The sequence below is a fragment of the Nitrospinota bacterium genome (assembly GCA_016208975.1).
Lineage (GTDB): Bacteria > Nitrospinota_A > UBA7883 > UBA7883 > JACRLM01 > JACQXA01.
The window spans coordinates 311,481-338,000 of sequence record JACQXA010000004.1 but is presented as its reverse complement, the minus strand read 5'-3'; the positions used below and the strand labels follow the sequence as shown (position 1 = coordinate 338,000).

Annotated in this window: 24 protein-coding genes and 1 other RNA gene; 20 read left to right on the top strand and 5 right to left on the bottom strand. The window is 56.2% G+C overall.

The features are described from left to right. Positions 1-16 precede the first annotated feature (16 nt). From HY751_05175 to HY751_05110, 14 genes are all read left to right on the top strand, one after another. Positions 17-1,249: a PilZ domain-containing protein gene (locus HY751_05175; protein ID MBI4665787.1), complete on the top strand. Its 1,233-nt coding sequence runs from the start codon at positions 17-19 to the stop codon at positions 1,247-1,249. Positions 1,250-2,082: 833 nt separating this feature from the next. Continuing rightward, positions 2,083-4,200 carry a TonB-dependent receptor gene (locus tag HY751_05170; protein MBI4665786.1) on the top strand — a complete coding sequence of 706 codons (2,118 nt, stop codon included), beginning with the start codon at positions 2,083-2,085 and terminating at the stop codon, positions 4,198-4,200. 9 nt (positions 4,201-4,209) lie between these two features. Further along, positions 4,210-4,755: a hypothetical protein gene (locus HY751_05165; protein MBI4665785.1), complete on the top strand. Its 546-nt coding sequence runs from the start codon at positions 4,210-4,212 to the stop codon at positions 4,753-4,755. Beyond that, the gene (locus HY751_05160) at positions 4,748-6,559 is read left to right on the top strand and encodes a PAS domain-containing sensor histidine kinase (protein MBI4665784.1); all 1,812 of its coding nucleotides are present in this window, start codon (positions 4,748-4,750) and stop codon (positions 6,557-6,559) included. Before HY751_05165 ends, HY751_05160 begins: the two co-directional genes overlap by 8 nt. Positions 6,560-6,641: 82 nt before the next feature. Then, entirely contained in the window at positions 6,642-7,121 is a 480-nt protein-coding gene (gene rpiB, locus HY751_05155) for a ribose 5-phosphate isomerase B (GenBank protein ID MBI4665783.1), read from the top strand. Between the two features lie 6 nt (positions 7,122-7,127). Further along, on the top strand, positions 7,128-8,402 hold the full coding sequence (locus HY751_05150) for a serine hydroxymethyltransferase (protein ID MBI4665782.1): 1,275 nt from the start codon (positions 7,128-7,130) through the stop codon (positions 8,400-8,402). A gap of 9 nt (positions 8,403-8,411) precedes the next feature. Beyond that, positions 8,412-8,873 (top strand): transcriptional repressor NrdR, encoded by a 462-nt coding sequence (gene nrdR / locus HY751_05145; protein MBI4665781.1) that lies wholly within the window; start codon positions 8,412-8,414, stop codon positions 8,871-8,873. Beyond that, positions 8,870-9,502, top strand: a complete 633-nt coding sequence (locus HY751_05140; GenBank protein ID MBI4665780.1) for a bifunctional precorrin-2 dehydrogenase/sirohydrochlorin ferrochelatase — start codon at positions 8,870-8,872, stop codon at positions 9,500-9,502. Before nrdR ends, HY751_05140 begins: the two co-directional genes overlap by 4 nt. Continuing rightward, on the top strand, positions 9,499-10,284 hold the full coding sequence (gene ccsA / locus HY751_05135; protein MBI4665779.1) for a cytochrome c biogenesis protein CcsA: 786 nt from the start codon (positions 9,499-9,501) through the stop codon (positions 10,282-10,284). The genes HY751_05140 and ccsA overlap by 4 nt, the downstream gene beginning before the upstream one ends. Then, positions 10,281-11,549 (top strand): glutamyl-tRNA reductase, encoded by a 1,269-nt coding sequence (locus HY751_05130; protein ID MBI4665778.1) that lies wholly within the window; start codon positions 10,281-10,283, stop codon positions 11,547-11,549. Before ccsA ends, HY751_05130 begins: the two co-directional genes overlap by 4 nt. Before the next feature lie 77 nt (positions 11,550-11,626). Further along, positions 11,627-11,857 (top strand): type II toxin-antitoxin system PrlF family antitoxin, encoded by a 231-nt coding sequence (locus tag HY751_05125; protein ID MBI4665777.1) that lies wholly within the window; start codon positions 11,627-11,629, stop codon positions 11,855-11,857. 130 nt (positions 11,858-11,987) lie between these two features. Continuing rightward, complete coding sequence (gene hemC / locus HY751_05120) at positions 11,988-12,911, top strand: hydroxymethylbilane synthase (protein ID MBI4665776.1); 924 nt, start codon at positions 11,988-11,990, stop codon at positions 12,909-12,911. Positions 12,912-13,022: 111 nt separating this feature from the next. Beyond that, positions 13,023-14,183 (top strand): ATP-grasp domain-containing protein, encoded by a 1,161-nt coding sequence (locus HY751_05115; GenBank protein ID MBI4665775.1) that lies wholly within the window; start codon positions 13,023-13,025, stop codon positions 14,181-14,183. Positions 14,184-14,195: 12 nt separating this feature from the next. Further along, the gene (locus HY751_05110) at positions 14,196-15,365 is read left to right on the top strand and encodes an iron-containing alcohol dehydrogenase (GenBank protein MBI4665774.1); all 1,170 of its coding nucleotides are present in this window, start codon (positions 14,196-14,198) and stop codon (positions 15,363-15,365) included. A 63-nt stretch (positions 15,366-15,428) separates the two neighbouring features. Here HY751_05110 and HY751_05105 read toward each other — a convergent pair whose 3' ends face one another. From HY751_05105 to HY751_05085, 5 genes are all read right to left on the bottom strand, one after another. Beyond that, positions 15,429-15,818 carry a type II toxin-antitoxin system death-on-curing family toxin gene (locus HY751_05105; protein ID MBI4665773.1) on the bottom strand — a complete coding sequence of 130 codons (390 nt, stop codon included), beginning with the start codon at positions 15,816-15,818 and terminating at the stop codon, positions 15,429-15,431. Beyond that, a complete protein-coding gene (locus HY751_05100) occupies positions 15,815-16,039 on the bottom strand; it encodes an AbrB/MazE/SpoVT family DNA-binding domain-containing protein (protein ID MBI4665772.1) in 225 nt (74 codons plus the stop codon). Before HY751_05100 ends, HY751_05105 begins: the two co-directional genes overlap by 4 nt. A gap of 145 nt (positions 16,040-16,184) precedes the next feature. Next, a complete protein-coding gene (lptG, locus tag HY751_05095; protein ID MBI4665771.1) occupies positions 16,185-17,276 on the bottom strand; it encodes an LPS export ABC transporter permease LptG in 1,092 nt (363 codons plus the stop codon). Positions 17,277-17,393: 117 nt separating this feature from the next. Then, positions 17,394-19,238, bottom strand: coding sequence for a TonB-dependent receptor plug domain-containing protein (locus tag HY751_05090; protein MBI4665770.1), 1,845 nt, complete (start codon positions 19,236-19,238; stop codon positions 17,394-17,396). A gap of 179 nt (positions 19,239-19,417) precedes the next feature. Beyond that, complete coding sequence (locus HY751_05085) at positions 19,418-20,731, bottom strand: radical SAM protein (GenBank protein ID MBI4665769.1); 1,314 nt, start codon at positions 20,729-20,731, stop codon at positions 19,418-19,420. A gap of 172 nt (positions 20,732-20,903) precedes the next feature. Here HY751_05085 and ffs point away from each other — a divergent pair. The 6 genes from ffs (at position 20,904) to fabG (ending at position 26,311) form a co-directional block, all read left to right on the top strand. Beyond that, an RNA gene (ffs, locus tag HY751_05080) (signal recognition particle sRNA small type) lies at positions 20,904-21,000 on the top strand. Between the two features lie 151 nt (positions 21,001-21,151). Beyond that, on the top strand, positions 21,152-22,393 hold the full coding sequence (locus HY751_05075; protein MBI4665768.1) for a beta-ketoacyl-[acyl-carrier-protein] synthase family protein: 1,242 nt from the start codon (positions 21,152-21,154) through the stop codon (positions 22,391-22,393). Between the two features lie 57 nt (positions 22,394-22,450). Then, entirely contained in the window at positions 22,451-22,702 is a 252-nt protein-coding gene (locus HY751_05070) for an acyl carrier protein (protein MBI4665767.1), read from the top strand. A 50-nt stretch (positions 22,703-22,752) separates the two neighbouring features. Next, entirely contained in the window at positions 22,753-24,138 is a 1,386-nt protein-coding gene (locus HY751_05065) for an NAD(P)/FAD-dependent oxidoreductase (GenBank protein ID MBI4665766.1), read from the top strand. A gap of 21 nt (positions 24,139-24,159) precedes the next feature. Continuing rightward, complete coding sequence (locus tag HY751_05060; protein ID MBI4665765.1) at positions 24,160-25,569, top strand: NAD(P)/FAD-dependent oxidoreductase; 1,410 nt, start codon at positions 24,160-24,162, stop codon at positions 25,567-25,569. A 1-nt stretch (position 25,570) separates the two neighbouring features. Next, complete coding sequence (gene fabG, locus HY751_05055) at positions 25,571-26,311, top strand: 3-oxoacyl-ACP reductase FabG (GenBank protein MBI4665764.1); 741 nt, start codon at positions 25,571-25,573, stop codon at positions 26,309-26,311. The last annotated feature ends 209 nt before the right edge of the window (positions 26,312-26,520 follow it).

Here is a 26,520-nt window from a genome sequence, read left to right as displayed (position 1 = left end):
TGAAAGGCAGGGTTTTATGATATTCAAACCTGGGATGGAAATATCGCTGGAAGGCGGCCAGACGCCCATAAAAGGCAACGTGCGCGGCTGGAAAGAGGGCAGGTATGTTCTTGTGGAGCGGCCCGGGCAGAGTTGGAACCTGAAGGTTGGCGTCCAGCTGGTTGGCAGGGTTTTCAGCGATGGATCATACTACGGGTTCACAACGGAAACGCTGGCGGCCCTGCAGGAAAGCCATCTCCTGGCGATCCGCTACCCTAAAGACATGGTGGAGTCGTCCGCAAGGAAACACGAGCGGTTCGAGTTTACCTGGCCTGTCACGGTGTCCCGCGGCAAGGAAAAAGACGACTTTTCCATGGAAGGGGCTATTACCGACATCAGCGCCGAAGGGTGCGGGTTCCTGTGCGACATGATGTTTAGCGCCGGGGAGAAAGCCTATCTTTCCGCTCATCTGCCAGGCGGCGTCACTATCGAAAAACTGGCGCTGGATGTCCGCAGGGGCGGAGCTTTGGGCAAACGCTACCAATACGGCGGCCGGTTTGAATTCAACGGCTCGGCCGCTATCCGGGGGCAACTGGCCGCTTTAATGGAACTGGCGCACGGCTATATCATGGAAGCGCAGGACGAGGAGGCCTCCGCCAGCGTGGCCGACGCCCAAACCCCAATAGCCATCGGCGGCAGGTGTCTTGTGCAGGTGGGCACGCAGAAACTTGTCACCATGTTCCGGGGGGTCTCGTCCAAACATGTGCTCACGGACACTCCAATGGATCAGGGAAGGCCGGTGATCCTGGCTCGCGGTTCTGTTATCACCGCCAGGTTCGCCCATGGAGGCAAGGTTTACGGCTATGAGTCTGAAGTGGTCAAGCAATACACCACTCCCTCATGCCTGTGGGCGTTAAACTGGCCTGGCCCGCTCAAGGGGGTAAGCCTGCGAAAGAGCGACAGGTTGTCCACATTCATACCCGTGGAGATAACCGCCTCGCTGGGCCGGCTCAAAGGGGCTATTTTGAACCTGAGCGAAGGCGGGGCCAAAATATGCGCGGAAAAATCCCTGGGCGCCTCCGGGTCGTCTTGCGAATTAAGTTTCAGTCTTCCGGCGGGGGAGAAATTGGGCGGCCTTCAGTGCGTGGCGCGAAGCTCCCGCCAGGTGGCGGGGAAAACCATTGTCGGGGTTTCTTTCGAGGAGACCGATCCGGCGCGTTTGATAGCCGTGCGGGCGTTCTACCACGATTGCATGCAAAGGCTGATCTGACCTTAGCTTTTTCCGGGTGGAGGGCGTTTTTCCAACCTGGCTCTCCACCGGCGCTCCATTCCCAAGCCGCAACTTTAACTCTTCCAATATCCCTGTTTGATTGAACGCATAACCCGGTTTTTGTCTTGATTAAGGACATCCACCATGTCCCGGTTCAAACACAGCATCCCTGTAAAACAGATATGGCTTAGCTAACCGATTGAAAAGGCGCGTCATGGCAAATGGCACGGCTATTGCTTTTTAGTTGGCGTAGGCAACTTGAAATTGGAAAGGGAGGACGGACGATGTCGAGAGAAGGCAAGATAATGGCGGTAAGGGTTTTTGGGCTTGCTTCCATGTTGGTGGTGAATGTGGCCTGCGCCATGATTTTCAAGCTGGCCTTTCTCGGTTGATGCCGTTTAACCAGGTATTGGAGGTTTTAGGAGATGTTTATCAGGGCAAACGATCTGATGTTCGGCTTTTTCTCGCTGATGTACATGGCGATATACCTGCGTAACCTGGTTTACTGACAGTATGGCCGGCTGAAGCCGGTCCTTGGGTTTAAGCCTCAATAACCGCCCGTCTCACCCCCCCTCAATCCCCTCGAGCCGGGCGGTTTTATTTATTTACCAGTTTGAATTTTCCGTAACCGGGATTTTTATGAAAATATACGGTATTTCCTGTGATATATTGAGCAAACACAAATTCTTGCGATTCAATTGGGTTGGCGCGCCTAACTCCCTTTGGGTAGAGGGTTGATGGACCCCTGTTACTTTTCTACGATGGAGCCGATCGTGTTATCTATTTCACAAAAACCGTATTGCCGCTCAAATCTCACGGCGCAGAATCATTCCATGTTGGGCCGCCTGGCCGCGGCCATAATTTTGGCGGCCCTGCCGGTAGTCTTTGCCGGTCCTTCCGCCCATGCGCTGAATGGATCGGGCAATGGCAATGGCAAGCCCGCCGATACGCTTTACGCCGCCGTTTACGACGACGAGGCGGTGCAAAACCTGGTTTCCATCCTGGAGGAGAAAACGGAGATAGCCACCAAGACCAAGCTGAACCAGGACCATGTGCCTGGTATCGTGACGGTCTTGAGGGGGCAAGACCTGGAGGCGCACGGCGTTCGCACGGTGGCCGAGGCGCTCACCGAGGCGCCGGGGATGGATGTGCTGTTGGACAACATTGGCTCCTGGAAGCTCATGGTGCGCGGCCTCAGCGAATCTTTCAGCTCCGGGGCCGTGAAAATAATGCTGAACGACATCCCGATGAACATGACCATCGCCGCCAAGGCCAACCCGGTTCTTAACATGCCCATAGAGCAGGTGGACCGTATCGAGATCATCCGCGGGCCGGGCTCCACCGTGCATGGTGAATACGCCATCCTCGGGGTGATAAACGTTATCACCTCAGACATGGGGCAGAGGATAACCGGAGCCGCCGGGAGCTTTTCCACCTTTTCCGGTAGCGGCCTGTTTTCATACAACGATCCCGGGCGAAACCTTCAGGCAAGTCTTAACCTGGCCGGGCGCGTTACCGACGGGGCCGACAGCAAAGCCGGAAAAGACGCGCTGTACGAGCCGTTTTACAACCTGGGCTCAATTTCCAACGCCCCCGGGCCCGCAAGCGAAAACGGCCAGTTCAACGCCGCCGTCCTGAAAATCGGCGCGGGCCGTTTATCATTGACCGCGCAAGCCCTTGACGACGGTTTAGGCGAACATTTCGGAATCTCTTCTTCTTTGCCGGAACCCTCCAGCAGGCTGGCCGATTGGAGTAAACAGCGCATGGTGGAAGCGGCTTATGAATATAACCACGCCGATTCCCTTTCGGTGAAAGTGAAGGCCGGGTATGGCGAGAACACCGAATTTAACGACACCCTGCTAATAATGCCCCCCGGCGGCGGGTTTTATCCCGACGGCTGGTATTACAGCATGTTTTTCCAGGAGTCTAAAACCAGTGGCGGGGTGGATGCCCTTTGGAGAGGCATAAACGGGCATGAGATTTTGCTTGGGCTGTCGGTCAGCCGGATAAGGGTATTGGACACGTGGGTGGAGTCTAACGTGGATCTTGAGACTTTTACCCAAACGGACTCGATGGTTAGATACCAGGGGGGCTCTTTCTGGATAAATGAGAACAAGACCCGCTCTGCCAAGAGCGTTATGTTGCAGGATCAGGCCCAGGTTGGCGAAAAGCTGATTCTTACCATAGGCGGCAGGTATGACGATTATGACGACGCCGGTAACAGCTTCAACCCCCGCTTAAGCGCGGTGTGGAGCATTGACGACACGCACATCCTAAAAGCCCAGTACGCCACGGCCTACCGCCCGGCCACATTCTCCGAGCTCTTTAACGCGCTGGATCCTGCCACCATCATTAATCCGGAACGGATCGAGACTTACGAACTGGGTTACGTTTACACCGAAGAGGATGTAGTGGCCCGGCTGACCCTTTTCTATTCCGACATCAAAGACCTTATAAGGAATAACGGATACGGGTTTGAAAACTTCCAAGGCGCCAGGTCTTACGGGGCGGAGGCGGAGTTTGAGGCGAAACCAGGCCAGTACATGAAAGTTTTCGGCAACGTTTCCCTGGCCCATTCCATAGATAAGGATACGGACAGGGAATTGGCCGATTCCACCCCGGTTATCTCCAAACTGGGGATGACGCTGATGCCCGCCAAAAGCGTTACCCTGTCCGCGCTTTGGCGGTATGTGGGGGACCGGGCCAGGCCCGCCGGGGACACCCGTGGCGAGCTTCCCGGATATAACACCCTGGATTTCACGGGGAGCTTTTTCAACGTGGGGATGAAGGGCCTGAGTTTGAGGGTCGGGGTGAAGAACACCCTGGATAACTCCATCAAAGACCCTTCAACCATAGCTTATTTGCCCGATGGCAGTTTTGTTCCGCTCTATCGTGATGACCTGTCCATCGCGGGCAGGCAGTTCTGGGCACAGGCGTCGTACAACTTTTAACAAAGGCCCATGCGTAAATTCATAGCCGCCGCCGCGGTGGTCTTTATGACCACGGCGCTGGCCGCGGGAACGCGAGCCGGTGACATGGAGCAGGAAAGGCTTTGGATTTCGCTGGATATTTTCCCCCGCATCCTGGCGGTGGATCTGGATATAGCAAGGAAAGTGACCCCATCAGGCTCAGTGAAAGTGCTCATGCTGTATGAGGACAACAAGGAACGGGCCGATGAGGCCATGGCCTATCTGAAGAAAAGGGCGCCTCACATAAGCGGCTTACCCATGGAGCTACAATCCGGAGCCACTGCGGATTGCGAAGGCTATTCGGCGGTAATGATCGTGGAGAGCATAAGCGACGCGTTGCTGAAAAAAGCCGTGACCTGCGCCATTGAGAACAAGATAATCCTGTTCTCCCCTTACGAGGCCGATGTCCGCAAAGGGGTTACGGCAAGCGTTCAGATACAAATAAAGGTGGCCCCTTATTTCAACAAGGCCACCCTGGCCAAGTCACAAATACAGATACACAAGGCCGCGCTAAAGTACTCGCAAATTTATGAATAATCCATCTCTCTCAAGAAGCCTGGCGATGCTTTTGCCGGGCGCGGTGGCCATAATGGGGCTTCTCATAGCCTTTGCGGCGGCCATCTACTGGGCGCAATACCTTATGCCGTTCATCAAGACCAGCGAGCAGGCCAAGTCCGAAGTGCTTATGCTGTATGCGCTGAACGGGGCTGAAGAGGCCGTGGATTCCGGCGACGAGGAGGCGCTGGGGCATCTTGTGTCCCGGCTTATGCTGATGGAAGACCCGAAGACCGGTAAAAAACTTTTCCTGGGGGTCACAATAAGCCTTCTGGGCGGAGAGGAAGTGACGGCCCGGGATCTAGACCTTGTCAGTCCGGTTTTCCCTGTGAGCGCCCCCATCTATTCTAAGACTTCGCAGGAGCTTCGCGGCGAGATAGAAATAATCTACAACGATTATCAATACAATCTCCTGGCCGAAGACGCCAAGCGCAAGCTGGTATATGTGCTTTTCGGGCTGGCCCTGTTCACTTTCATGGCGTACAGGTTCGCGGTATATCTTCTGGCCCCCCTATCGGCGCTGGCGTCCAGTTTGTCGAAAATGGAGTTTAAGGAGCTAGGCTCCCTGCCCGCGCCAGAGGGATATGTGACCGAGGAGGTCCGGCGGGTGGCCCAGGCGCTGGACGACCTTTTAAAGGGCATAAGCGAAGCGTGGCAGTCGGAGCGCGCGGCTACCGTGTCCAAGCATTACCTGGACAACATATTGTCCAGCATGTCCGACATACTGCTGGTTCTGGGCCCAGATCACCGGATTGAAAAAGCCAATAAAGCCGCTTGCGAACTGTTGGGTTACGAGGAAGAAAGCATAGAAGGGCTCAAAGCCGATGAAATCTTCGTTACCCCGGAGGGGAAAGGCTTCGAGGAGTTCCTTGCCGGATCCGGATTGCTGGAGCAGGAGAGTGTGCGGAACCTGGAGATGCCGTTGCGCAGAAAAGACGGCGGGTGGTTCCCGGCGCTGGTGGCCGCCTCTATTATGCGGGGGGATTCGGCCGAGGCCAGGGGAATTGTTTGCGCGGCCAAAGACATCACCCAGCTAAAAGAGGCCGAGCGGGAGCTAAAAGAGGCCAAAAACAAGGCGGAGGACGCCACAAAGCTGAAAGACAGGTTCGTTGCGCTGGTTTCGCACGACCTTAAGTCGCCACTATCATCCATCAGGATGAGCGTGGACCTTATAAAGATGACTACCGACGACCTCCCCAAGGATGCGCATGAGAACCTCTCCAGGATCCAGCAGATAATCGAGCACATGGTGGAGATGATCAAGGAACTGTTGGACCTGAGCCGGTTGCAGACCGGCAAGATCAAGCTCAACCACGAGGTTTTGGACGCGCACCATTCCATTCAGAACGTCTTTTACAAGATGTCCGGGCCCTCCGCGAAAAAAGAGGTGAAAATGGTGAACGATGTTCCCCAAAAAACCCTGGTGTACGCCGACCCGATACTATTCCACCAGGTGATACAGAACCTGGTGGTGAACGCCATAAAGTTCTCCACCCCCGGCGGGGCGGTAACAGTGTTCATCCCGGATGATGGCAAGGGGAACATAGCCGTTAAAGACACCGGCGTGGGGATAAGGAAGGAATTCCTGCCCAACCTCTTTTCCGCCGAGGTGAAAACCACCACGATAGGCACGGCGGGGGAGAAGGGAAGTGGCTTGGGGCTTCCCCTTTGCAATGAAATAATCAAGGCCCACAACGGCTCTATAAGCGTGGAAAGCCAGGATGGGGCCGGAACCGTTTTCTACCTCACATTCCCGCAAAAGGATAGTTCCGGCCAGCGCCTCTGACCCGCCTTTTGACAGGCGGCGCACCGCTTTATATAATAATAATTTACGTTCACGAACCATTTAATAAAGGTAGCGCCGGAAATTGAGCGGGGACAAAGAATCAAAACAGGCGTCCAAGAGGATAGCCATAGCGTCAGACCATGCGGCTTTCGATCTCAAACAGCAGATAGTCGCCCATCTTAAGGAAACAGGTTTTGCGCCGGAGGATTTCGGGGTTTACGAGAATATCTCGGTGGACTACCCGGACTATGGCGTAAAAGTGGCCAAGGCCGTGGGCGATGGAGACTTTGACCGGGGCATACTGCTTTGTGGCACGGGGATAGGCATGTCCATCACCGCCAACAAGCTCCCCGGCGTGAGGGCCACCCTGGTGTACGACAACTACACCGCCAGGATGAGCAGGCTCCATAACGACTCCAACGTGCTGGTGCTGGGCGGGCGCACCACGGGAATCAGCGTGGCGCTGGACATTGTGGACACCTGGCTTACCACCGAGTATGAAGGGGGCCGCCACGACAGGCGCCTTAAAAAAATATCCGATCTGGAAAATAACCGGGAGTAAATAAAGATGAGTCTGGCCGAAACCCAATCCATCCTCAAAACACAAGACCCCGAGCTTTGGGCCGCAATCCACGGCGAGGAGGAGCGGGAGGATTTTACTTTGGAGCTGATAGCCTCGGAAAACTTCACCAGTGAAGCGGTGCTGGAAGCCCAGGGCTCGGTGATGACCAATAAATACGCGGAAGGGTATCCCGGCAAGCGTTATTACGGCGGTTGCAAGAACGTGGACGTGGCCGAACAGCTGGCCATAGACCGGGCCAAGGCCCTTTTCGGGGCGGACCACGCCAACGTCCAGCCCCATTCCGGCTCCCAGGCGAACCAGGCGGTGTTTTTCGCGGTGTTAAACCCCGGCGACACCATAATGGGTTTGAACCTGGCCCATGGCGGCCATCTTACCCATGGACATCCGTTGAGCATGTCGGGCAAATGGTTCAAGGTTGTGCCATACAACGTGGGCAAAGAGACGGAAACCATAGATTTCGACGAGATGCGCAAGCTGGCCCGCGAAAACAAACCAAAACTCATCATCGCCGGCGCTTCGGCCTATCCCAGGGTTATCCCATGGGAACCGTTCCGGGAGATTTGCGACGAGGTTGGCGCGGTTTTCATGGTGGACATGGCCCACATTGCCGGTCTTGTGGCGGCGGGGCTTCATCCTTCGCCGGTGCCGTACGCCGATTTTGTAACCACCACCACCCACAAAACCCTGCGCGGGCCCCGGTCCGGCATGGTGCTGTGCAAGGAGAAATACGCGGCGGACCTGAACCGGGCGGTGTTCCCCGGCCTGCAGGGCGGGCCGTTGATGCATGTCATCGCCGCCAAGGCCGTGGCTTTAAAAGAGGCGATGAGCGACGAGTTCAAGGATTACCAGCGCCAGATTGTGAAAAACTGCAAACGCCTGGCGGACAGGCTTATGGCCGGCGGGTTGCGGCTGACCTCCGGCGGGACGGACAACCACCTGATGCTGGTGGACCTGCGCGGCAAAGGGATAACCGGCAAGGCGGCGGAGGCCGGGCTTGAGAAGGCCGGTATAACCGTGAACAAGAACGCCATACCTTTCGATCCGGAAAAGCCACTGGTAACCTCCGGCATAAGGATCGGCACACCGGCCATCACCACACGTGGGATGAAAGAGGCGGAGATGGATATTATCGGCGGGTGGATATCCGAGGCTTTATCCAGCCTGGATGACGAGGCGAAGCTCGGCGTCATCCGCGGAAAAGTGCGGGAGCTGTGCGAAAGGTTCCCGCTGTACCGCCGCAAGGCGGGCGCGCTTTCCTGACCGTAAGCGATGAAATGCCCCGCCTGCGGAAACCTTGAGAACAAGGTGATAGACTCCCGCCTGACCAAGGAGAACGACATGATCCGCAGGCGGCGGGAGTGTTTGCAATGCCAGCGGCGGTTCACCACCTACGAGCGGATAGAGGAAACCCTGCCGCTTATAATAAAGAAGAACGGCGCGCGCCAGCCGTTCGACCGGGGAAAGTTAATCTCCGGTATCGAGAAGGCCTGCCACAAGCGCCCCGTGTCCGCCGAGGACCGGGACGAACTGGTGGAAGAGGTGGTTCGGGCCGTGATGGGCGTTGGAGAAAAGGAAGTGCCGGTGGCGTTCGTGGGAGAGGCCATCATGCGCGGGCTTCAAAAACTGGACGACGTGGCGTATGTGCGTTTCGCCTCGGTGTACAGGGAGTTCCGCGACATCAGGCAGTTCAAGGACGAGTTGGACAAACTAATAAGCAACGGCAAGCAATGAGCCGTTATTACCCCGTATTCCTGGATATCCTTGGAAAAAAATGCGTGATAGTGGGAGCCGGGCAGGTGGCGGCGCGCAAGGCCGCTTCGCTTGTGGAGTGCGGCGCGATGGTGACGATTGTGGCGCCAGCCGCTGGTGAAGCTATGGCCGAAATGATAAAGACCGGCCAGGTGGAATGGCTTCAAGCCCCGTTCGCGCCGGAGTATTTGAACGGCGCGGCTTTGGTTATAGCCTCCACCGATGACGACATGGTGAACCGGAGCGTTTATAAAGAGGCGTCGGAGCGGGGGATCCCCGTGAACGTGGTGGACCAGCCGGAGCTTTGCACATTCATCGTGCCTTCTGTGGTTAAGCGGGGGGACTTGACCATCGCCGCCTCCACCTCCGGCAAAAGCCCGGCGGTGGCCAAACGGGTGCGCCGGGCGCTGGAGAAGGTGTTCGGCGACGAGTGGGGGGTATATCTTTCCATGATGGGCGAGGCGCGGGAGATCCTGTTGAGCAGAGAGGCCGATCAGCGAAAAAGGGAAGAGGTGTTCAACCGCCTGGCGGATTCGGCCATGCTCGACAAAATAAAGTCGGGCGACCTTGCCGGGGCGCGTCGCGTGATGGAGGAGATACTGACCCAATGACCACGCTTTTCGCCCTGGCAACGTTCCTGTATTTCGTGGGGATGGTCAAGTACCTGCTCCATCTGGGGCTTCGCAACCGGATCCTTTTCATACTGGCCACGGTGATGATACTGATCGGGTTCGTATTGGAGACTGTGGGGCTTGTACAGCGCTCCAGCCTTACCGGGCATGGGCCTTACACCAACGCTTACGAGTATTGCCTGTTTCTGGCGTGGGCCGTGTTCGCCGTGTTTTTGGTGGCCGAGGGTTATTTTAAAATGACGCCGTTGGGGGCCTTCATGGCGCCCATCGGGTTCTTGCTGATGCTCATCTCGTTCGCCATTTCGCCGGACGCCGAGCCCGCTTTGCCGGTGAAGGCCTGGTGGCTCACCATGCACAGGACGCTGTCGTTCCTGTCCTTCGGGGCGTTTTCGCTTATGTTCGCGGCGGGGGTGATGTATCTTATCCAGGAACGCCAGCTGAAACTGAAACATTTCGGCGGCTGGTATCACCGCCTTCCGTCTCTGACAACGCTGGACGACGCCAACCGTATCGGGCTTACGTTCGGGTTTCCCATAATAACCGTGGGCGCCATCGCGGCGCAGGTCTGGGCGGCGCAAAGCTACGGCGCCCTTGTGATGAACGCCTCAACAGTGGCGCTCATCGCGGGATGGGGCGTATACGCCGCCTTGGCGGTGGGGCGTTATTCCATGGGTTGGCGCGGCAGGCGGGCGGCGGTCTTGGGAATCTGCGGATTTTGCGTTGTAGTATCCTCGTTACTGATTCATCTGGGGGCAAAATGAACCTGGTTGTTCTGGGCTTAAACCACAACACCGCGCCGGTTGAGGTGCGGGAGAAACTGTCGGTGTCGGGCCAGGGGCTAAAAGACCAGCTTCTGATGATAAAGGAGCGGGCGCCGGAGGTGCGCGAGGAGGTCATCCTCTCCACATGCAACCGGGTGGAGATATACGCCCTCGTGGGGGATATAAAACATGGAGTGGAGTCTCTTAAAAAATTCCTTTGCGACTACCACGAGATAGACCTGGAATCGCTGGAGAAATCCACCTATATATACGCGCTGGAAGAGGCGGTAGAACACCTTTTCAAGGTTTCATCGTCGCTGGACTCCATGGTGATAGGCGAGCCGCAGATATTGGGCCAGGTGAAAGACGCTTACAAAGAGGCGCGGGAACTGGCGGTGACCGGCTCCATCCTCAACAACCTGTTCGAACGGTCTTTCTCGGTGGCCAAAAGGGTTCGCACGGAGACGGCGATAGCCGAAAACGCCGTGTCCATCTCATATGCGGCGGTGGAGCTGGCGCGCAAGATATTCAGCGACATCTCCGGGAAAACAGTTCTGCTCATCGGCGCCGGGGAGATGATAGAGCTGGCTTGCAAGCATCTTATAGCCCAAGGGGTGAAGACGGTGCTGGTGTCCAACCGCACATACGACAGGGCCGTGGAGTTGGCCAAACGGTTTAACGGCGAGGCTGTGCTGTTCGACGACCTTCATGAGGAGCTTAGACGGTGCGACATAGTAATAAGCTCCACCGGCGCGCCCCATTTCGTTGTGCGCAAAGACCTGGCCACCAAAGTGATATCCGAGCGGCACAACCGCCCCATGTTCTTCATAGACATCGCCGTGCCAAGGGACATCGAGCCGTCCGTAAACGAGATAGACAACTGCTATGTTTACGACATAGACGATTTAAAGAGCGTGGTGGACTCCAACCTGGCCGAGCGGGCCAAAGAGGCGCGCAAGGCCGAGGATATAGTGAAGAAGGAGGTGGGCCAGTTCATGACATGGCTGGACCATCTGGAGGTTGCGCCAACCATCATCGCCCTGCGGGAGAAAATGGAGAAGATACGGAGGAACGAGCTGGATAGGACGCTCAACCGCCTGCCGTCGCTTACGCCGGAGGAGCGGGACACGCTGGAGAAAATGACCCAGGCCATGGTGAACAAGATGCTCCACACCCCCGTGGTGAACCTGAAGAAGAGGGCAGAGACCGAGGACGGATACAAACATCTGGGAGCCTTGCGGGACCTTTTCGAGATAGGGGAGTGAAGATGCGGCTCTATTGCCAACAAAAGGTGGCAATAGTACTGTAAGGGTGTAATGCAATCCTTACAAAAGGAATATTTATGACCACTGTTGCTAAAATCACCGCCAAAGGTCAAACCACGATTCCTCGAGAGATCCGGTTGGCTTTGAAAGTAAAGGCTGGCGATCTGATAGCGTGGGAAGTCGCCGCCAATGGGCATGTGGAAGTCCGAAGGGTGCAACCCACGGACATGGAATATCTGCGGGCGTTGGAGGGAACCATGAGCGAATGGACCGCTCCCGAGGACGAAAAGGCTTACCGTGACCTTTGATGCGTGGGGTGTGGCGCGCGGGAAGCTTGGGAAGCTTTCTGGAGTGGACAGTGAAAAAGTCCAGAAGAACCTGGAGAATTTGTTGAAATAACGTTTACAGAAATTATTTTTCTGGATATGGAGTTCTATTTTGTCTGATATAAAAATAGGCACTCGTGGCTCTCCCTTGGCGCTGTGGCAGGCCAACTGGGTTAAGGCTCAGCTTGAACAACAGCATCCCGGCATTTCCGTGGAGCTGGAGATCATACAGACCCAGGGGGACAAGATCCTTGACGTGGCGCTGGCCAAGGTGGGCGGCAAGGGGCTTTTCGTGAAAGAGATAGAGAGCGCCCTGCTGGACAACAGCGTGGACATCGCCGTCCACTCCATGAAAGATGTGCCAACCGAACTGCCCGAGGGGCTGTTTATAGCCTGCATCTGCGAACGGGAAGACCCGCGGGACGCTTTCGTGGCGCGGCAGGTGAAATCCTTCGCTGACCTGCCGCAACGCGCGGTGGTGGGCACCTCGTCGTTACGCCGCCAGACCCAGATACTCCACCGCAGGCCGGATTTGAAAATAGTCCCCCTGCGCGGCAACGTGGGCACACGGATAAAGAGGATGGAGGAAAACAACCTGGACGCGATAATCCTCGCCGCGGCGGGGCTTGTCCGGCTGGAGCAGGCGGGCCTTATAACCTCGTATATGTCCGTGACGGAGTCTCTCCCTGCCGTGGCGCAGGGCGCCGTTGGGGTGGAGGCGCGTATCGGCGACGAGCGGGTGTTGAACCTTATAAGGTTTCTGGATCATCACAAAACAAGGGTGGCGGTGGAGACGGAACGGGCGTTCCTCACCCGGCTGGAAGGCGGATGCCAGGTGCCCATAGCCGGCCATGCGGTGGTGGATGGCGAAAAAGTGGCGCTGGAGGGCCTTGTAGGCTCGCTGGACGGATCTGTAATCCATAGGAATAAAGCGGAGGGCAAAGTGGGCGCTCACGAAGATATGGGCAGGGCGCTGGCGGACGATTTGCTAAAGAGCGGCGCCGGGGAAATCCTTAAAGAAGCTTACGGCAAATAGCCCAAACCGGCTATTCCACGCCAAGGCGGGCTGAATTTTTTGGTTCGGGCCGATTGATGCTATACTTTAAGATGATTGACACCACAGGTGGAATACAGCGCAAAAACAACTATGTCTAACACGATAACTGCGCCGCCGGTGATACTTATCGGCTCCAATGTCCGCTTCCTGGCCGAAAACGCCATACGCCACGGGCGTGACGTTTTCACGGTGGACTTCTACGGGGACTGGGACGCCAAAAAGCTTTCCCCCAACCGCTCTGTCAAGCGCGAAGGGGCGGGTGTGTTCGACCTGCGCGCCCTTCCAGCCATAGCCGACGGCATAGCCAACTCCGGCGTGGTTTACGGTCCCGGTTTCGAGAACGACATATTCGCCCTGGCGCGCCTTTCAGACCTGGGGCTGGTGATGGGTTGCTCTATCGAGACCGTCCGGAAAGCCCGGGATCCGGAAACCATAGCCCGCGCCGCCACAGCCTGGAATTTCAGCTATCCCAAGATCAGCAAAGACATGACGGAGTTCCCCAAAGGTGAGCGGTGGCTTATAAAACCCATCGCCAGCGCCGGAGGGGTGGATATACGGCTGGCGGACGAAGGGCTGGCGCCGGAACGGGGCAGGGTGTATTACCAGCAATACGTTCCGGGCATGCCGTCGTCTGCCATGGTGGTGTCCAACGGCTCGGAGGCGGCCCTGCTGGGCGTGTCCACCCAGATAATCGGCGACCCAGCTTTCAACGCCGCGGGTTTCAGGTTCGTGGGCAACGTGTTCCCGCACCCATTCGCCCGGGAGATTACCCCCCTGGCCACAGCCATCGCCGAGGCGCTCACGCTGGAGTTTGAGATGAAAGGGCTCTGGGGGTTCGATTTCATCTACGCCGGATCTGTCACGCTCATAGAGATAAATCCCCGCCCCACTTCAGCGCTGGGCCCGCTGGACTCCGCCACGTGGAACGACCTGGTGGGGCTCCATATAGACAGCGTGATGGGAAAAAAGTCCAACCTTATTTTAGACCCCGGCCCCACAGGGCGCTATTTCGCCCATGGCCGGATCTTCGCCAGGACGGAGTGCATATTCACAGGTTCCCAGGCTTGGTATGACCGGGGCGCTAGGGATTTACCTTTTGATGGGGACTATATAAGCGCCGGGGAGCCGGTGATGACCCTTACTGCCAAAGGTTCTAGTTACAATGGCGCGCTTAACAAACTGCGGGCCGATGCCGACGAGGCTTTAAACGGCCTGCTCCCGGCCACCGCAACGCCATCACTCCGGCTTTAATTTTTTAGGGCCATGGAAAACTTCGTTTATTTCAACCCCACTAAAATCCTGTTCGGCCGCGGCCAGGTACAGAACGTTGGGAGAGAAACCGCCCTCCATGCGAAAAAGGCACTGCTTCTTTACGGCGGAGGGAGCATAAAGAAGACCGGGCTTTACGGCGCCATCACCGCCAGCCTGAAAGAACAAGGGGTGGTGTATGTGGAGCAGGGGGGCATAAAACCCAACCCGGAGATAGCTTCCGTCCGCCAGGGTGTGACCACATGCCGGCGTGAGGGGATTTCATTTATTCTGGCGGTGGGCGGCGGGTCGGTGATAGACGCGGCCAAGGCCATTGCCGCCGGAGTGGATTATGATGGCGACCCGTGGGATTTTTTCGACAAGAAGGCGGTTCCAAAAAATCCGATACCCATCGGAGTGGTGTTGACCCTTTCCGCCACCGGTTCCGAGGCCAACGGAAACGCCGTGGTCTCAAATCCCTCCACCCATGAAAAACGCCCCATTTACCACCCTTTGTTGCATCCAAAGTTTTCGATACTGGATCCGGAACTGACATACACAGTATCAGCGGAGCAAACGGCTTACGGCGCTGTGGACACGTTAAGCCACGTTTACGAGCAGTATTTCCATCATGTGGAAAGCTCGCCCATCCAGGACGGGTTTTGCGAGACCATCATGCGGGCGGTGATAGCCAACGCGCCCCTGGCCATAGAAAATCCAGCCGATTACAACGCCCGCGCCAACCTTATGTGGGCCTCCACGCTGGCGCTGAACAACCTGCTTGGCGCCGGGGCGAAAGGGGACTGGGCCTCGCACATGATTGAGCACGAGCTTTCCGCCCATTACGGCATAGCCCATGGCGCTGGACTGGCCATAGTCTTCCCTGCGTGGATGACCCATGTTTATAAAGCGAATCCCGCCCGGTTCCGGCGGTTCGCGGAGAAAGTCTGGGATGTGGACACTGGCGGGATGACCGGCGAGCAGGCCGCCATCGCTGGCATAGAGGCCATGAAGGGCTTTTATAGAAACAACCTGCGTATCGGCGTGACCATGAAAGATTACGGCATGGACGGCTCGAAGATAAGCGTTATGGCCCCATCCGCCATGAAGTTCCGCTCCATAGGGAATTTCGTGACCCTGACAAAAGAAGACATAGAGGAAATTTACAAGAAAGCGCTGGGGTGAGGTGTTTATATCCCTTGTTACCGGGAGTGATTTTAATGGCGATGTAACGAGGGTTTGGAAACCTTATTTTTTAATCCTCACGCAATTTCCTTTGAACCATGCGGCCAGTTCTTTTTCGGTAATTTTACCTTCCGCCAGTCTGAAAAACATTGTGACCGCGTCCGCTTCGGAGGCGGCTAAATCCCATCCATTTAGAAATAGGAAGACGCCTGCCACCACAAGTCCTGTCCGCTTGTTGCCGTCAATGAATGGATGGTTGCGGACAATGCCGAATGCATATGCGGCCGCCAGATCGAACACGGGAGGGTTATCATATCCATGAAGATTAAGGGGGCGGGCTAACGCTGATTCTAGCAGACCATCCTCCCGGACGCCCTCGCTTCCACCATATTCCGCTATCATTTGTGTGTGGATAGCCAGCACAGCGCGCTTGCCAACCCAGCGGATTTTCACTTGCCCAGCTTGCGCAAAGCGTTCCGGTACTTGCGGGAAATATGGCTTGCGGCGGCCATTTCTTCCTCGAACCCGGGATCAAACGGGGTGATCTCGAAACCGGAAGCGGTTTCGGTCATATATAGCGTGTCGCCTTTGGCGACTTTCAGCCTGGCCAACGCCTCGCGAGGTATAACCACTCCGGTCGAATTGCCAATTGTAGTAACTTTTAGTTTAATCATAGATGTACCTCTCAATTAGATTATAACATATGTTATAACGGGAGGTAAGGTTTAAGGTATCCGGAATGTCCTTAATCGCAGGATAATCCGGGCCGCGCATTTTTCACGGCGCTGGCGCCACCGTTACCATAAGATGGATTCTAGCCTACACCCTCTCCTGCTTCAAAAACATCCACACCCCCGCAAGGGCAAACACTATATGCGCTCCGTAAACGGAGACTAAAGGCGGCAGTTTGCCCGCCTGGCCGAATGCCACCCCCATGGAGAATGTGAACCAGAACAGCGCCCCGGTGACCACCGCCACGCCTATTCCCACCAGCGCGCCCCCGGCCCGGCTGGAACGCACCGCCAGCGGCGTGGCCAAAAGAGGCATAACCAGGCTAATGAGGGGGAAAGCCACTTTGGCGTGCATGTCCGCGGTGTATTTGGTGTCGTCATATCCGTTCTGGCGGACATCTTTAATGTATTCCTTGATCTGGGCAAGGTTCATCTCCTCCGGGTCCAGCTGGGCCTGGGAAAGCTCCTCGTAGGATATGGCCCCGGCGGGGATGATGTGGCGTTCCTCGAATTTTTCCTCGAACGCCCCCTTCTCGCCGAACCGGGTCTCCACATAGCTTTCAAGCTCCCATGCGCCGTTTGTCATTTTCCCTCTCGACGCGAATATCCGGGCCGCCAGCTTGTCGCCTTTGTCGTTGAACACGAATATGGAGATGTCTTTAAGCTCTTTTTCATTCGGGTCGAAATGGCCTATGTTCCAGATGGATCCGTCGTCGGCCTTGTACCAGATACGGTCGTTGGCGAATAACCCTTTGCGGGGCTGTTTTTTTATTTCGTCGTAATAGATGCGGTTAGACTCCCGGGCGGAGATGTGGAAAAGGTACTCGCTATCAAGAAATGATAGGGCGCATATGGCCAGGCTGGCCAGCAGTACCGGGGCCGATATGCGAAGCAGGCTCAAGCCCGCCGCTTTTAACGCCGTAAGCTCGCTGTGGCGGGACATGCTTCCGATGGAAAGAAGGGCCGCCAACAGCACGCATATGGGGGTGACGTGGAAAACACCCATGGGTATCCTGAATATCATGTATCGCGCCACCATGTCGGTGGTGGCTCCGAACTTCACGAAATACCCCACCATGTCCAGGAACACCACCATCTCGTAAAACATGAGAAGGGTGATCATGGACATGAGGAATATCCGCAGGAATTCCTTTAGTATATAGCGGTCAATAACTTTCATCGTCCGCCGTTATTTGCGCGATTGTCTTCATGGGGTTAAATTATGAGCCCAGCCCGGTCTGTCGCGCCATAAAAAAAGCCCCGTCTTTTTCAAGACGGGGCCAACAGCCGTGAATGTCTAGAACAGGTATTCCAGCGACCCTTCTATCTGGCGCTGGGCGCTCAGGGGCAACGCCTTGTGCGCGAAAGTTTCCGCGTCCGTAAGGTTGTACGCGCCCACCGAGAGGCGGATAACTTTACCCCCGCCCAATGGATAGGTATAACCTGTCTTGGCGTTGAGCGTCCAGGTCTTGTCTTTACCGCCAAAATCTTCGGACATGTTCATGTCGTAGTAAGTGGCCGTAATGTTGCCCATCACCCGGCCGTTATCGTAGCCGCCGCCCAGGGTGTAGGTGGCCCGGGCCTTGTCTTTAACCACCTGGCCTGTGGTGACGTCCTTTATCTCCTGCTGGAGGGTGTTGGCCAGCAGGTTGAAGTCGCCGGAAACCCATTTCAGCTGGGCCTCAAGCCCTTTGCGGTCGTACTCCTCGAAGTTGTCATACATAACCGTGCCGTCTTCGTTGGCCACGAAGTTGATAGCGTCTTTAATCGTGGAGAAGAACGCGCTGGCGTCCAATGTCAGTCCGCCGCCAAGCCCTGCGTTCACCCCGGCCTGGTAAGATAACACCTTTTCCACCCCAAGGTCCGGATTGGGTTTAATGAGCCCGCCCGCTTCATTGTACCGGTAACCAAGAGGGGGAACGGTATATCCATTAGAGATGGTGGCGCGCAAGGTGACTGGAGCAGTATTGAACCTGTAAAGGACACCGGCGTTAAGGCCCGTGAACGTGCCAAACGTCTCCTCGTTACTGTACCGCGCTCCGGCCTGCAAAATAATATTGTCAAGATTCTGCTGGACGGAGCCGAACACGCCGCTGGTGTCTATGTTGTACTCTTTGTTGGCGACTTCATCGTTAAGGGCGCCGTTCTTGGCCTCGGCGCCCACCGTAACTGTTGTGGCGTCGAACACTCCGCGCCAGATGCCGGAGCCTCCATATACGTTTTCTTTGGATGAAAGCGAACCATACTGGCCAAAGTCCACCAGGTATTGGTCAACGTTTTTGGCCGAGTTCTGGCCGTAAGCCGTAATCTTGAACGCGCCGGGCCCGGCGTTGGCCGTAAGGGTGGCGCCGCCGCCGGAGGTCCTCTGCTTGTAGTTATCGTAGTATCCGGCAAGGAAATCCCTGTACTCGCCACTGCCAGCTTCAACCTGGAAAGTGTAAGCCTGGGCGAAAATGGTGGCTAGCCCGCCGAGGTCCGCCTCAAAACTGGCCACGCCGTTATTGTTGTGGATGACCCGTTTGTCCCCCTCCAGCCCGGTCTGGTTGCGCGTGCCGCCTCCTACCGAGAGGGCTATGGCGTCGTTGAAATAATCAAGGTTGGCCGCGGCGAAACCGGTTCCATGGTCGCCACCGCCAGCCTTCACATAGCCGTTACGTTTCCGGTCGGACTTGTGGGTGATAACGTTCACAATGCCGCCCATGGCCGAACCCCATTCAGACCCGGCCGGGCCGTGCACCACTTCTATCCTGTCTATCTGCTCGGCGGGGATCATGCCTATGTTGCCGATGCCATTCTCCAGGTCGGTCAGCGGAATGCCGTTTATGAACACCGGGGTCTCGTAATCCCTCGTGCCCTGAACCAGGGGATAGGCGAAAGAGTTGGCGCCGATGTTGGAATCCACCGTCACGCCGGGCATGGTCACCAAAGACTCCGCCGCGTCCCTGGCCGGGAGCGACTGGATCTCTTCTTGTACCACAATAGTCACCCGGTCGGGCTGGTTGCTTAAACGCTCTTCCCACCGGCTGGCGCTTATCACCACAGGCTCGATGGAAACGGCTTGTTCAGGTTGCGCCTCCTGGGCGGGCGCTGAAGTAGCTGAGCAAATGGCGGACACAACAATGGCGAAAAAAATCTTTTTCATAACCATCCCCTCACTGGATGAAAATAATTTCTTGTGTAGGCTACTTTTATATCACGGAATGTCACAAAGATGACAGGGCTTAAATAAGGCGGATGCCCGGTAATGTATTAAAAACCAACAGGTAATGACGTGTTGTACCAGAGCCTTAAAGAAAAACAGGCATGTTACGGCCGGGCGCGTTACATGGACCAAACCTCGGCCCAACGCCTCAGCTCATACCGGGCCATCTCATCGAACATCGGTTTTTCGCAATTGATGGTGTCCCAATTTTTCCCCTGGGTTACGCTTATCATCCTGCAACCGCCCCAGCAGGAGGGCGCGAAGGCGCAAGGCTCGCCCTCCTTGAAACAATGCTGTTTCCACCCCTGGTTGGCTATCCTAAGCTCGAATTTATCTTTAGCCTCTTCTGATTTCGCGTCACACCGGTATTGAGGCAGGCTGTCGAGCGCGGCGCAAAATGTGGTTTCTCCGGCGAAGTTCATCATAAGCTCTTCGCACATGATGAAAGCCTCACAAACGATGCGTGGGAACGCAAGCTTCCGCATGTAACCGAGCTCATCAATGGCGTCGAAACATTTCACTAAAGTGGCCAAGGTCTTTTTCGTGTTCAGACGGCTGATTTTTCCCTCTTCCTCTGGACTCAACGTTGGAACCCTGTCCATTATCGGAGTCACTGAAGTACTGGCGAACCGCTCCCGCAACGGAAGTAGCATTTTCAACATTTTCCGGTATTCTTCCTCTTCACCGGCGTGGATGTTGGTGGTCAACGTCAGCCTTATTTGGGGCGGTAGCGCTTTTATATTCGCCAGCACCTGGCTCAACGACGGTTTGCCGCCTTTCATGGGGCGGGTTTTGTCGTGCTCCGGGTCTATGGTTATCTGGAGGCCCGCCAGCCCAGCCTTCATGAGCTTTTCAACTTTATCCCTGGTGGCGGCCTGCCCGTTGGTGATGATCTGGAAAGTGAATTCCCGCCCGTTCTTTCTGGCGGCGCTTTTTAACAGCGAGGCTATTTTGTAAAGGTAGTCGGCCACAAGGAAAGGCTCCCCTCCGCCGGTCACCAGCAATTTCCAGGTTTGTCCCGGCGAGGACTCCAGGTGGTCGGCCATCTTTTTGGCTATTTTCTCCGGGGCAAGCCTTTTCTTCTCCATGTTCTGGGCGCGCACCTGGTCGTTATAACAGTATGTGCAGGCGAACTGGCATGAATAGGTGGGCAGGAAAACCACCTGCGACTCGTTGGTGGGGTGCCCATACATGCAGTATCTCAGGTATTCGTCCAGGGTGGGCTCTATGTCTTCCTGCTTTACCACAAGCTTTTCGGCCACAAGGAAATTGAGCCACCGGCCGTCCACGCCTTTGCCTATGGGTTGGCCCGCAAGCTTCTTTTGCAGGCGGAATGTCCTGCCGGTCAGGTTATTGTGGACCAGGAAATGGTCTTTCCTCGCCGGGTCTTTTTCCGTAATTAGCCAGGGGGCCTGGCGGTACTCATTTCCCATATATCCCTCAATTTGCCGGTGGCGCGGCCATGCCGCAAGTATTTTCGCAATAATAATAGCATAGGTTCGCCGTATCCATCTTGCGCTTTAGGCGCTATAAACCGGGTTGTATTCCCCGGGTCTTTTCCTTATAATCCAAAATTCGCTTTAGCGGGAAACCCGTATTTTTTGGCGCCGGGCCCTACGCAATCGTTACCCGCGAACCCCGTCAGGCCCGGAAGGGAGCAGCGGCAGTGGAGCTTTCGATGTGCGTAGCAAGCCCGGCGCCTTTATTCAGGCTATGGCGAAAAAACTTGCGGAACCCCGCCGGGAAAAATAAAATAACCTGTTTTTGGCGCCAGCATGCTGTATGCGCGGGCGTCCAGGCGGTTTTTTATTCCGCCGTCCGTATTTCGTCCGCTTTGGTAGTGGTTTAAAAAAATGGCCCATACGGCTCGCATAGTGATTACAGGGGTGGGGCTTTGCGCCCCCAATGGCGACAACCTTGCCCAGTTCCGCCAGGCTCTCCTGGAGGGACGCTCTGGCGTTGAATGGCTCAACACCAGATACATGCCTCCCGTGCCCGCCGGGGTTTGCCATTTCGACCAGTATAAGCATCAGAACAAGAAAGCGGCCCGGAGAGGAACAAGGGCCGGGGCCATCTCCATATATTGCGCCAACGAGGCCGTGGCCGACTCCGGATTGAGCCTAGACTCCACCGGCAGGGACAAAGTTGGCGTGTTCATCGGGATAACCGAGCATGGCAACGTGGAGACCGAAAACGAAGTTTACAACCTGGGCCAGTACAATAACGACGTGCGGTTCTGGACCCACCATCACAACCCCCGCACCGTGGCCAACAACCCGGCGGGCGAAGTCACGCTGAACATGAACATTACGGGGCCCCACCTTTGCCTTGGGGCCGCTTGCGCCGCTGGCAACCTGGGGCTTATCTATGGCGCCCAGATGCTTATGCTCGGTGAGGTGGACGCGGCCATAGCCGGAGGCGTTTCCGAAAGCATCCATACGTTCGGCATTTTCGCCAGTTTCAAGGCGCAGGGCGCACTGGCGGCCCATGAAGATCCCACCAAGGCCAGCAGGCCGTTCGACAAGAACCGCAACGGGATAGTTGTGGCGGAGGGGGGATGCCTGTATGTGCTGGAGCGCCTGGAAGACGCGCAAAAACGCGGCGCGAAAATATACGGGGAGATCGCCGGTTACGCTTATAATTCCGATGCCACCGATTTTGTCCTGCCCAATCCCGCAAGGCAGGCCGAATGCATCCGGCTGGCTTTAAAGCGGGCGGGGCTTTCCCCTCAGGAAGTGGATATCGTGAACACCCACGGCACCGGCACGGGGCAGGGAGACCAGCATGAGTGCCAGGCTATCCGCGAGGTGTTCGGCGATGGCCCCGGGCCAATGATAAACAATACGAAGAGCTACATCGGCCACGCCATGGGCGCCGCCGGGGCTTTAGAACTGGCCGGGAACCTTCCCTCGTTCGATGACGGCCTTGTCCACCCCACTATAAACCTGGATGAGGTGGATCCGGAATGCGCATTGCCAGGCATGGTAACAGGCTCTCCCCATAGGGCGGAAAAACCGGTTAACGTAATCTTAAACAACTCTTTCGGGATGTTGGGCATAAACTCGGTAGTAGTGGTTAAACGATTTGTAAGTTGACGCGCTTTTAGCGATAATATAACGTTGTTATTTCGTGGCAAAACAAGGAAAGGGCAAATGACGGCAGACGGTATCCGCCAGGCTATTTTGGACATAATACAGGACATCCTTCCGGACGAGAACTTGTCCGCCATAGAGCCGGACAAGGCTTTTCGCGAGCAGATAAACCTGGACTCCATGGATTTTCTGGACATAGTGATGGAGTTGAGGAAACGGTACAGCGTTGAGGTGCCCGAGCAGGATTATGCCCATCTTGCCACGATGAACAGCACGGTCAGCTACCTTCTGCCCAAGATGGAGCGCATCTAGGCCGGTTTTCCCTTTAAGCCCGGCCTTGGCGTCTTCCTAACCGAAAAAGATTGCGTTACGACACCATTATCATAGGGGCCGGCCCCGCAGGGCTTGCCGCAGGCATCCGTATGGCGATGTACGGCGGCAAAACGCTCATTCTGGAGCGGCACAGCCGCGTGGGCGGGCTAAACTCCTGGTACATGGCTGGCGGGTATTATATGGACTCGGGCCTGCACGCCATCACCAATTACGCCCCTGATGGCCCGGCGTCCGCTCCAATAAAAAAACTTCTAAGGCAGTTGCGTCTGCGTATGGAGGATTTAAAGCTATGCCCCCAGCGGACCAGCCGCATATCCTTCCCCGGAGCTTCTTTAGCCTTCAGCAACGATTTTGACCTGCTGACCCAAAGCGTAAACCAGGTTTTTCCGTACCAGAAAGACAATTTCCAGAAGCTCGCCGGGCTTGTGCGGAACACCGACCCCACCTTGCCAGGCTGGAGCCCGCGAAGCGGCAGAAAGGCCGTGCGCGCCATCGTCACCGACCACTTGCTGGAGGACATGCTTTTCCTTCCGCTTATGTATTACGGCTGTCCCGACGAGGAGGACATGGAGTTCGGCCAGTTCGTGATAATGTTCAAAAGCATCTTTTTAGAGGGGCTGGCCAGGCCGGAGGGAGGCATAAAAATCCTGCTGGACCTGCTAACCGCCGCTTACGCCAAGGCCGGGGGAGAGCTCAGGCTGGAGACCGGCGTAAGCGGGATAAAGGTCGACAATGGCAGGGTGGCCGGGGTTGTAACCGGAGGCGGCGAGCAGATAGAGTGTTCCCGCGTCCTTTCTTCCATAGGGTATCCGGAAACGGTGGCCATCTGCCCGAAGGCGGCTGTGGGCGGCTCCGCTCCCGCGCCCGGGGAGATGTCTTTTATGGAAACGGCGCTGGTGCTGGATAAAAGCCCGGACGATTTGGGAGAACACGATTCCATAATCTTTTATAATAATAAGCCCTCCTTTAATTACAGGAGGCCGGAAGCGCCTGTGGACATAACCAGCGGCGTGATATGCTTCCCGGGCAATTTTTCATACGCCAAGCGGTTTGAACCGCCGATGGTAAGGATAACCAATTTGGCTAACCACTGGTATTGGTCGCGGTTCGTGGACGAAGGGGAATACCATGAGGCGAAGGCTCATTGGAGCGGTGAGTCCTTGAGGAATTTGTCATCCGTGACGGGGGATTTTAGCGGGAATGTGATTTTTTCCGATGTTTTCACACCCCGCACCATCCGCCGGTACACCGGAAGGATGAACGGGGCTGTGTACGGTTCGCCGCTGAAACTGAGGGATGGGGTGATGGCCATTGATGGGCTTTATCTTTGCGGCACGGACCAGGGTTTCCTGGGGGTGACCGGCGCTTTGTTGTCTGGAATCACGGTGGCCAACAGCCGTCTTGTGGAAGTTTAAAGGATACGGGTGGGAAGTAAAATGGCCGTACGAGGGCTGGAGAATATAAAGAGCAATTACGATTGCGTGGTAATAGGCGGCGGGCTGGGCGGATTGACCTGCGCCAACCGGCTGGCCCGGGCGGGCCGGAGCGTTCTTCTGTTAGAGCAACACACCCAGCTTGGGGGGTTGGCCACATGGTTCAAACGCAAGAAGCACATTTTTGATGTGGCCCTCCACGGGTTCCCCATAGGCATGGTGAAAACCTGCCGGAAATACTGGAGCCGCGAGATAGCCGACAGGATAGTTCAACTAAAGGGCATCCGGTTCGACAACCCCCAGTTCCAGCTTGAGACCACCTACGAACGGGAAGACTTTACGCGACTTCTCGTGGAAAAGTTCGGCGCTTCGCGGGAAACGGTTGAAAATTTCTTCATCGTCACCCGTGACATGAATTTCTTTGACGACCAGAGCAAGACCACCCGCCAGCTTTTCCAGGAGTTTTTCCCAGACAGGGACGACATCTGGAGGCTCCTGATGGAGCCCATCACCTACGCCAACGGATCCACGCTGGAAGACCCGGCCATAAGTTACGGAATCGTATTCTCCAACTTTATGAGCCAGGGGGTTTACACCTTCCGTGGCGGCACAGACCTGTTCATAAAGATGCTGGAAGACGAGCTTGTGAAGAACGGGGTGGACGTGCGGGTGGGCGCCCTGGTGGAAAAGATCATGATGGAAAACGGGCGGGCCACCGGCGTAATCTGCCGGGGGCAGAGGATAAACGCCCGGTCGGTGGTCTCCAACGCCAATATAAAAACCACGGTAACCCACATGTTAAACGGCGGTGTCTCGCGGGATTTCAAGGAGAAAACCGAGAAAGTGCGGGTGAATAACAGCTCCTGCCAGGTTTATTTCGGCATAAAACCCGGCGAGAAAATCGATTACATGGGAGACCTGCTTTTCACTTCAACCGCGGATAAGTTCGACGCGGAACTGATGCTCTCCCGCAACGTGACCAGCCGGACATTTTCGGTGTATTATCCCGACATCCGCCCCGAAGAGGGGAAGGAGCGCTACACCATAGTGGCATCCTCCAACGCCCGGTATGAGGATTGGGCGGGGCTATCGGAAGAGGAATACTCGGCCAGCAAGAAAGCGCTGGCGGAGGATACGCTGAACGCGCTGGAAAAATACCTGCCCGGCGCACGGGATAAAATTGACCATGTGGAGGTGGCCACGCCCCGCACCTTCCACCGGTACACCTTGCATGTGGATGGCTCTTCTTTCGGCACCAAGTTCGAAGGGCTCCAGATAAGCCAGGGTCTGCCGCAGGAAGCGCCGGGCGTGTTTCATACCGGTTCGGTGGCCATAATCATGTCCGGCTGGCTGGGCGCGGCCAATTACGGGGTTATAGTGGCCAACGAAGTGGATAAATACCTGGGGGTGTGACATGGGCGAGTTCGACGGCCAGACAGCGATAGTTACCGGCGGCACCCGGGGCATAGGCGGCGCCGTGTCGGCGGCGTTCCTATCAGCGGGCGCGAAGGTTGTGGCCGTTTACGGCGGCAACGAGGAGCAGGCCAACAAGTTCCGGGAGCGGAACGCGGCTTTCGGCGACAGGCTGGAGGTAGCGCGGGTGGACGTGGCCGACCATTCGGCGGTGGAAGAGTTCTTCAACCAGTTCGAGTCCAAACACAAAAGCCTGGAGGCCTTGGTGAACAACGCGGGCATCCGGCGCGACGCCGTGGTGGGCATGATGGCCGAGGCCGACTGGCGCGCCGTGCTGGACACAAACCTTACCGGCACGTTCAACATGAGCAAGTTCGGCGTTCGGGCCATGATGAAAAACCGGTATGGCAGGATAATAAACATCACAAGCCCCTGCGGCGAATACGGTTTCGCGGGGCAGGCAAACTACGCCGCGTCCAAGGCGGGCCAGGTGGGGCTTACCCGGTCGCTCTCCAAAGAAGTGGCTGGCAGGAAAATAACCGTCAACTGCGTATCCCCGGGCTTTATAGACACCGATTTTATCGGCGACCTGCCGGAAGATATGAAAAAGGCATATACAAACCAGGTCCCGTTGAAAAGGTTCGGCACGGCGGAAGAAGTGGCCCGGCTGGTGCTGTTCCTGGCGAGCAGGGAGTCTTCGTATATAACCGGCTCTGTTATGGAAATAACGGGCGGGCTGTAGCCCGTCGTTTCTCAATAAATCCCTGTTTCGGTAACGTCTCAGTTTGAAAGTACAGGGGAGATTCTTCACTTACGCTCAGAATGACAATATAAAAGCCGTTGATAACATTGTCATCCTGAGCGAAGCGCCTGCGAAGTGAAGGATCTGTCTATTATTCGAGATCCAAACTGAGACACTACCCTGTTTCCCTGACCGGCCAATTACCCCCC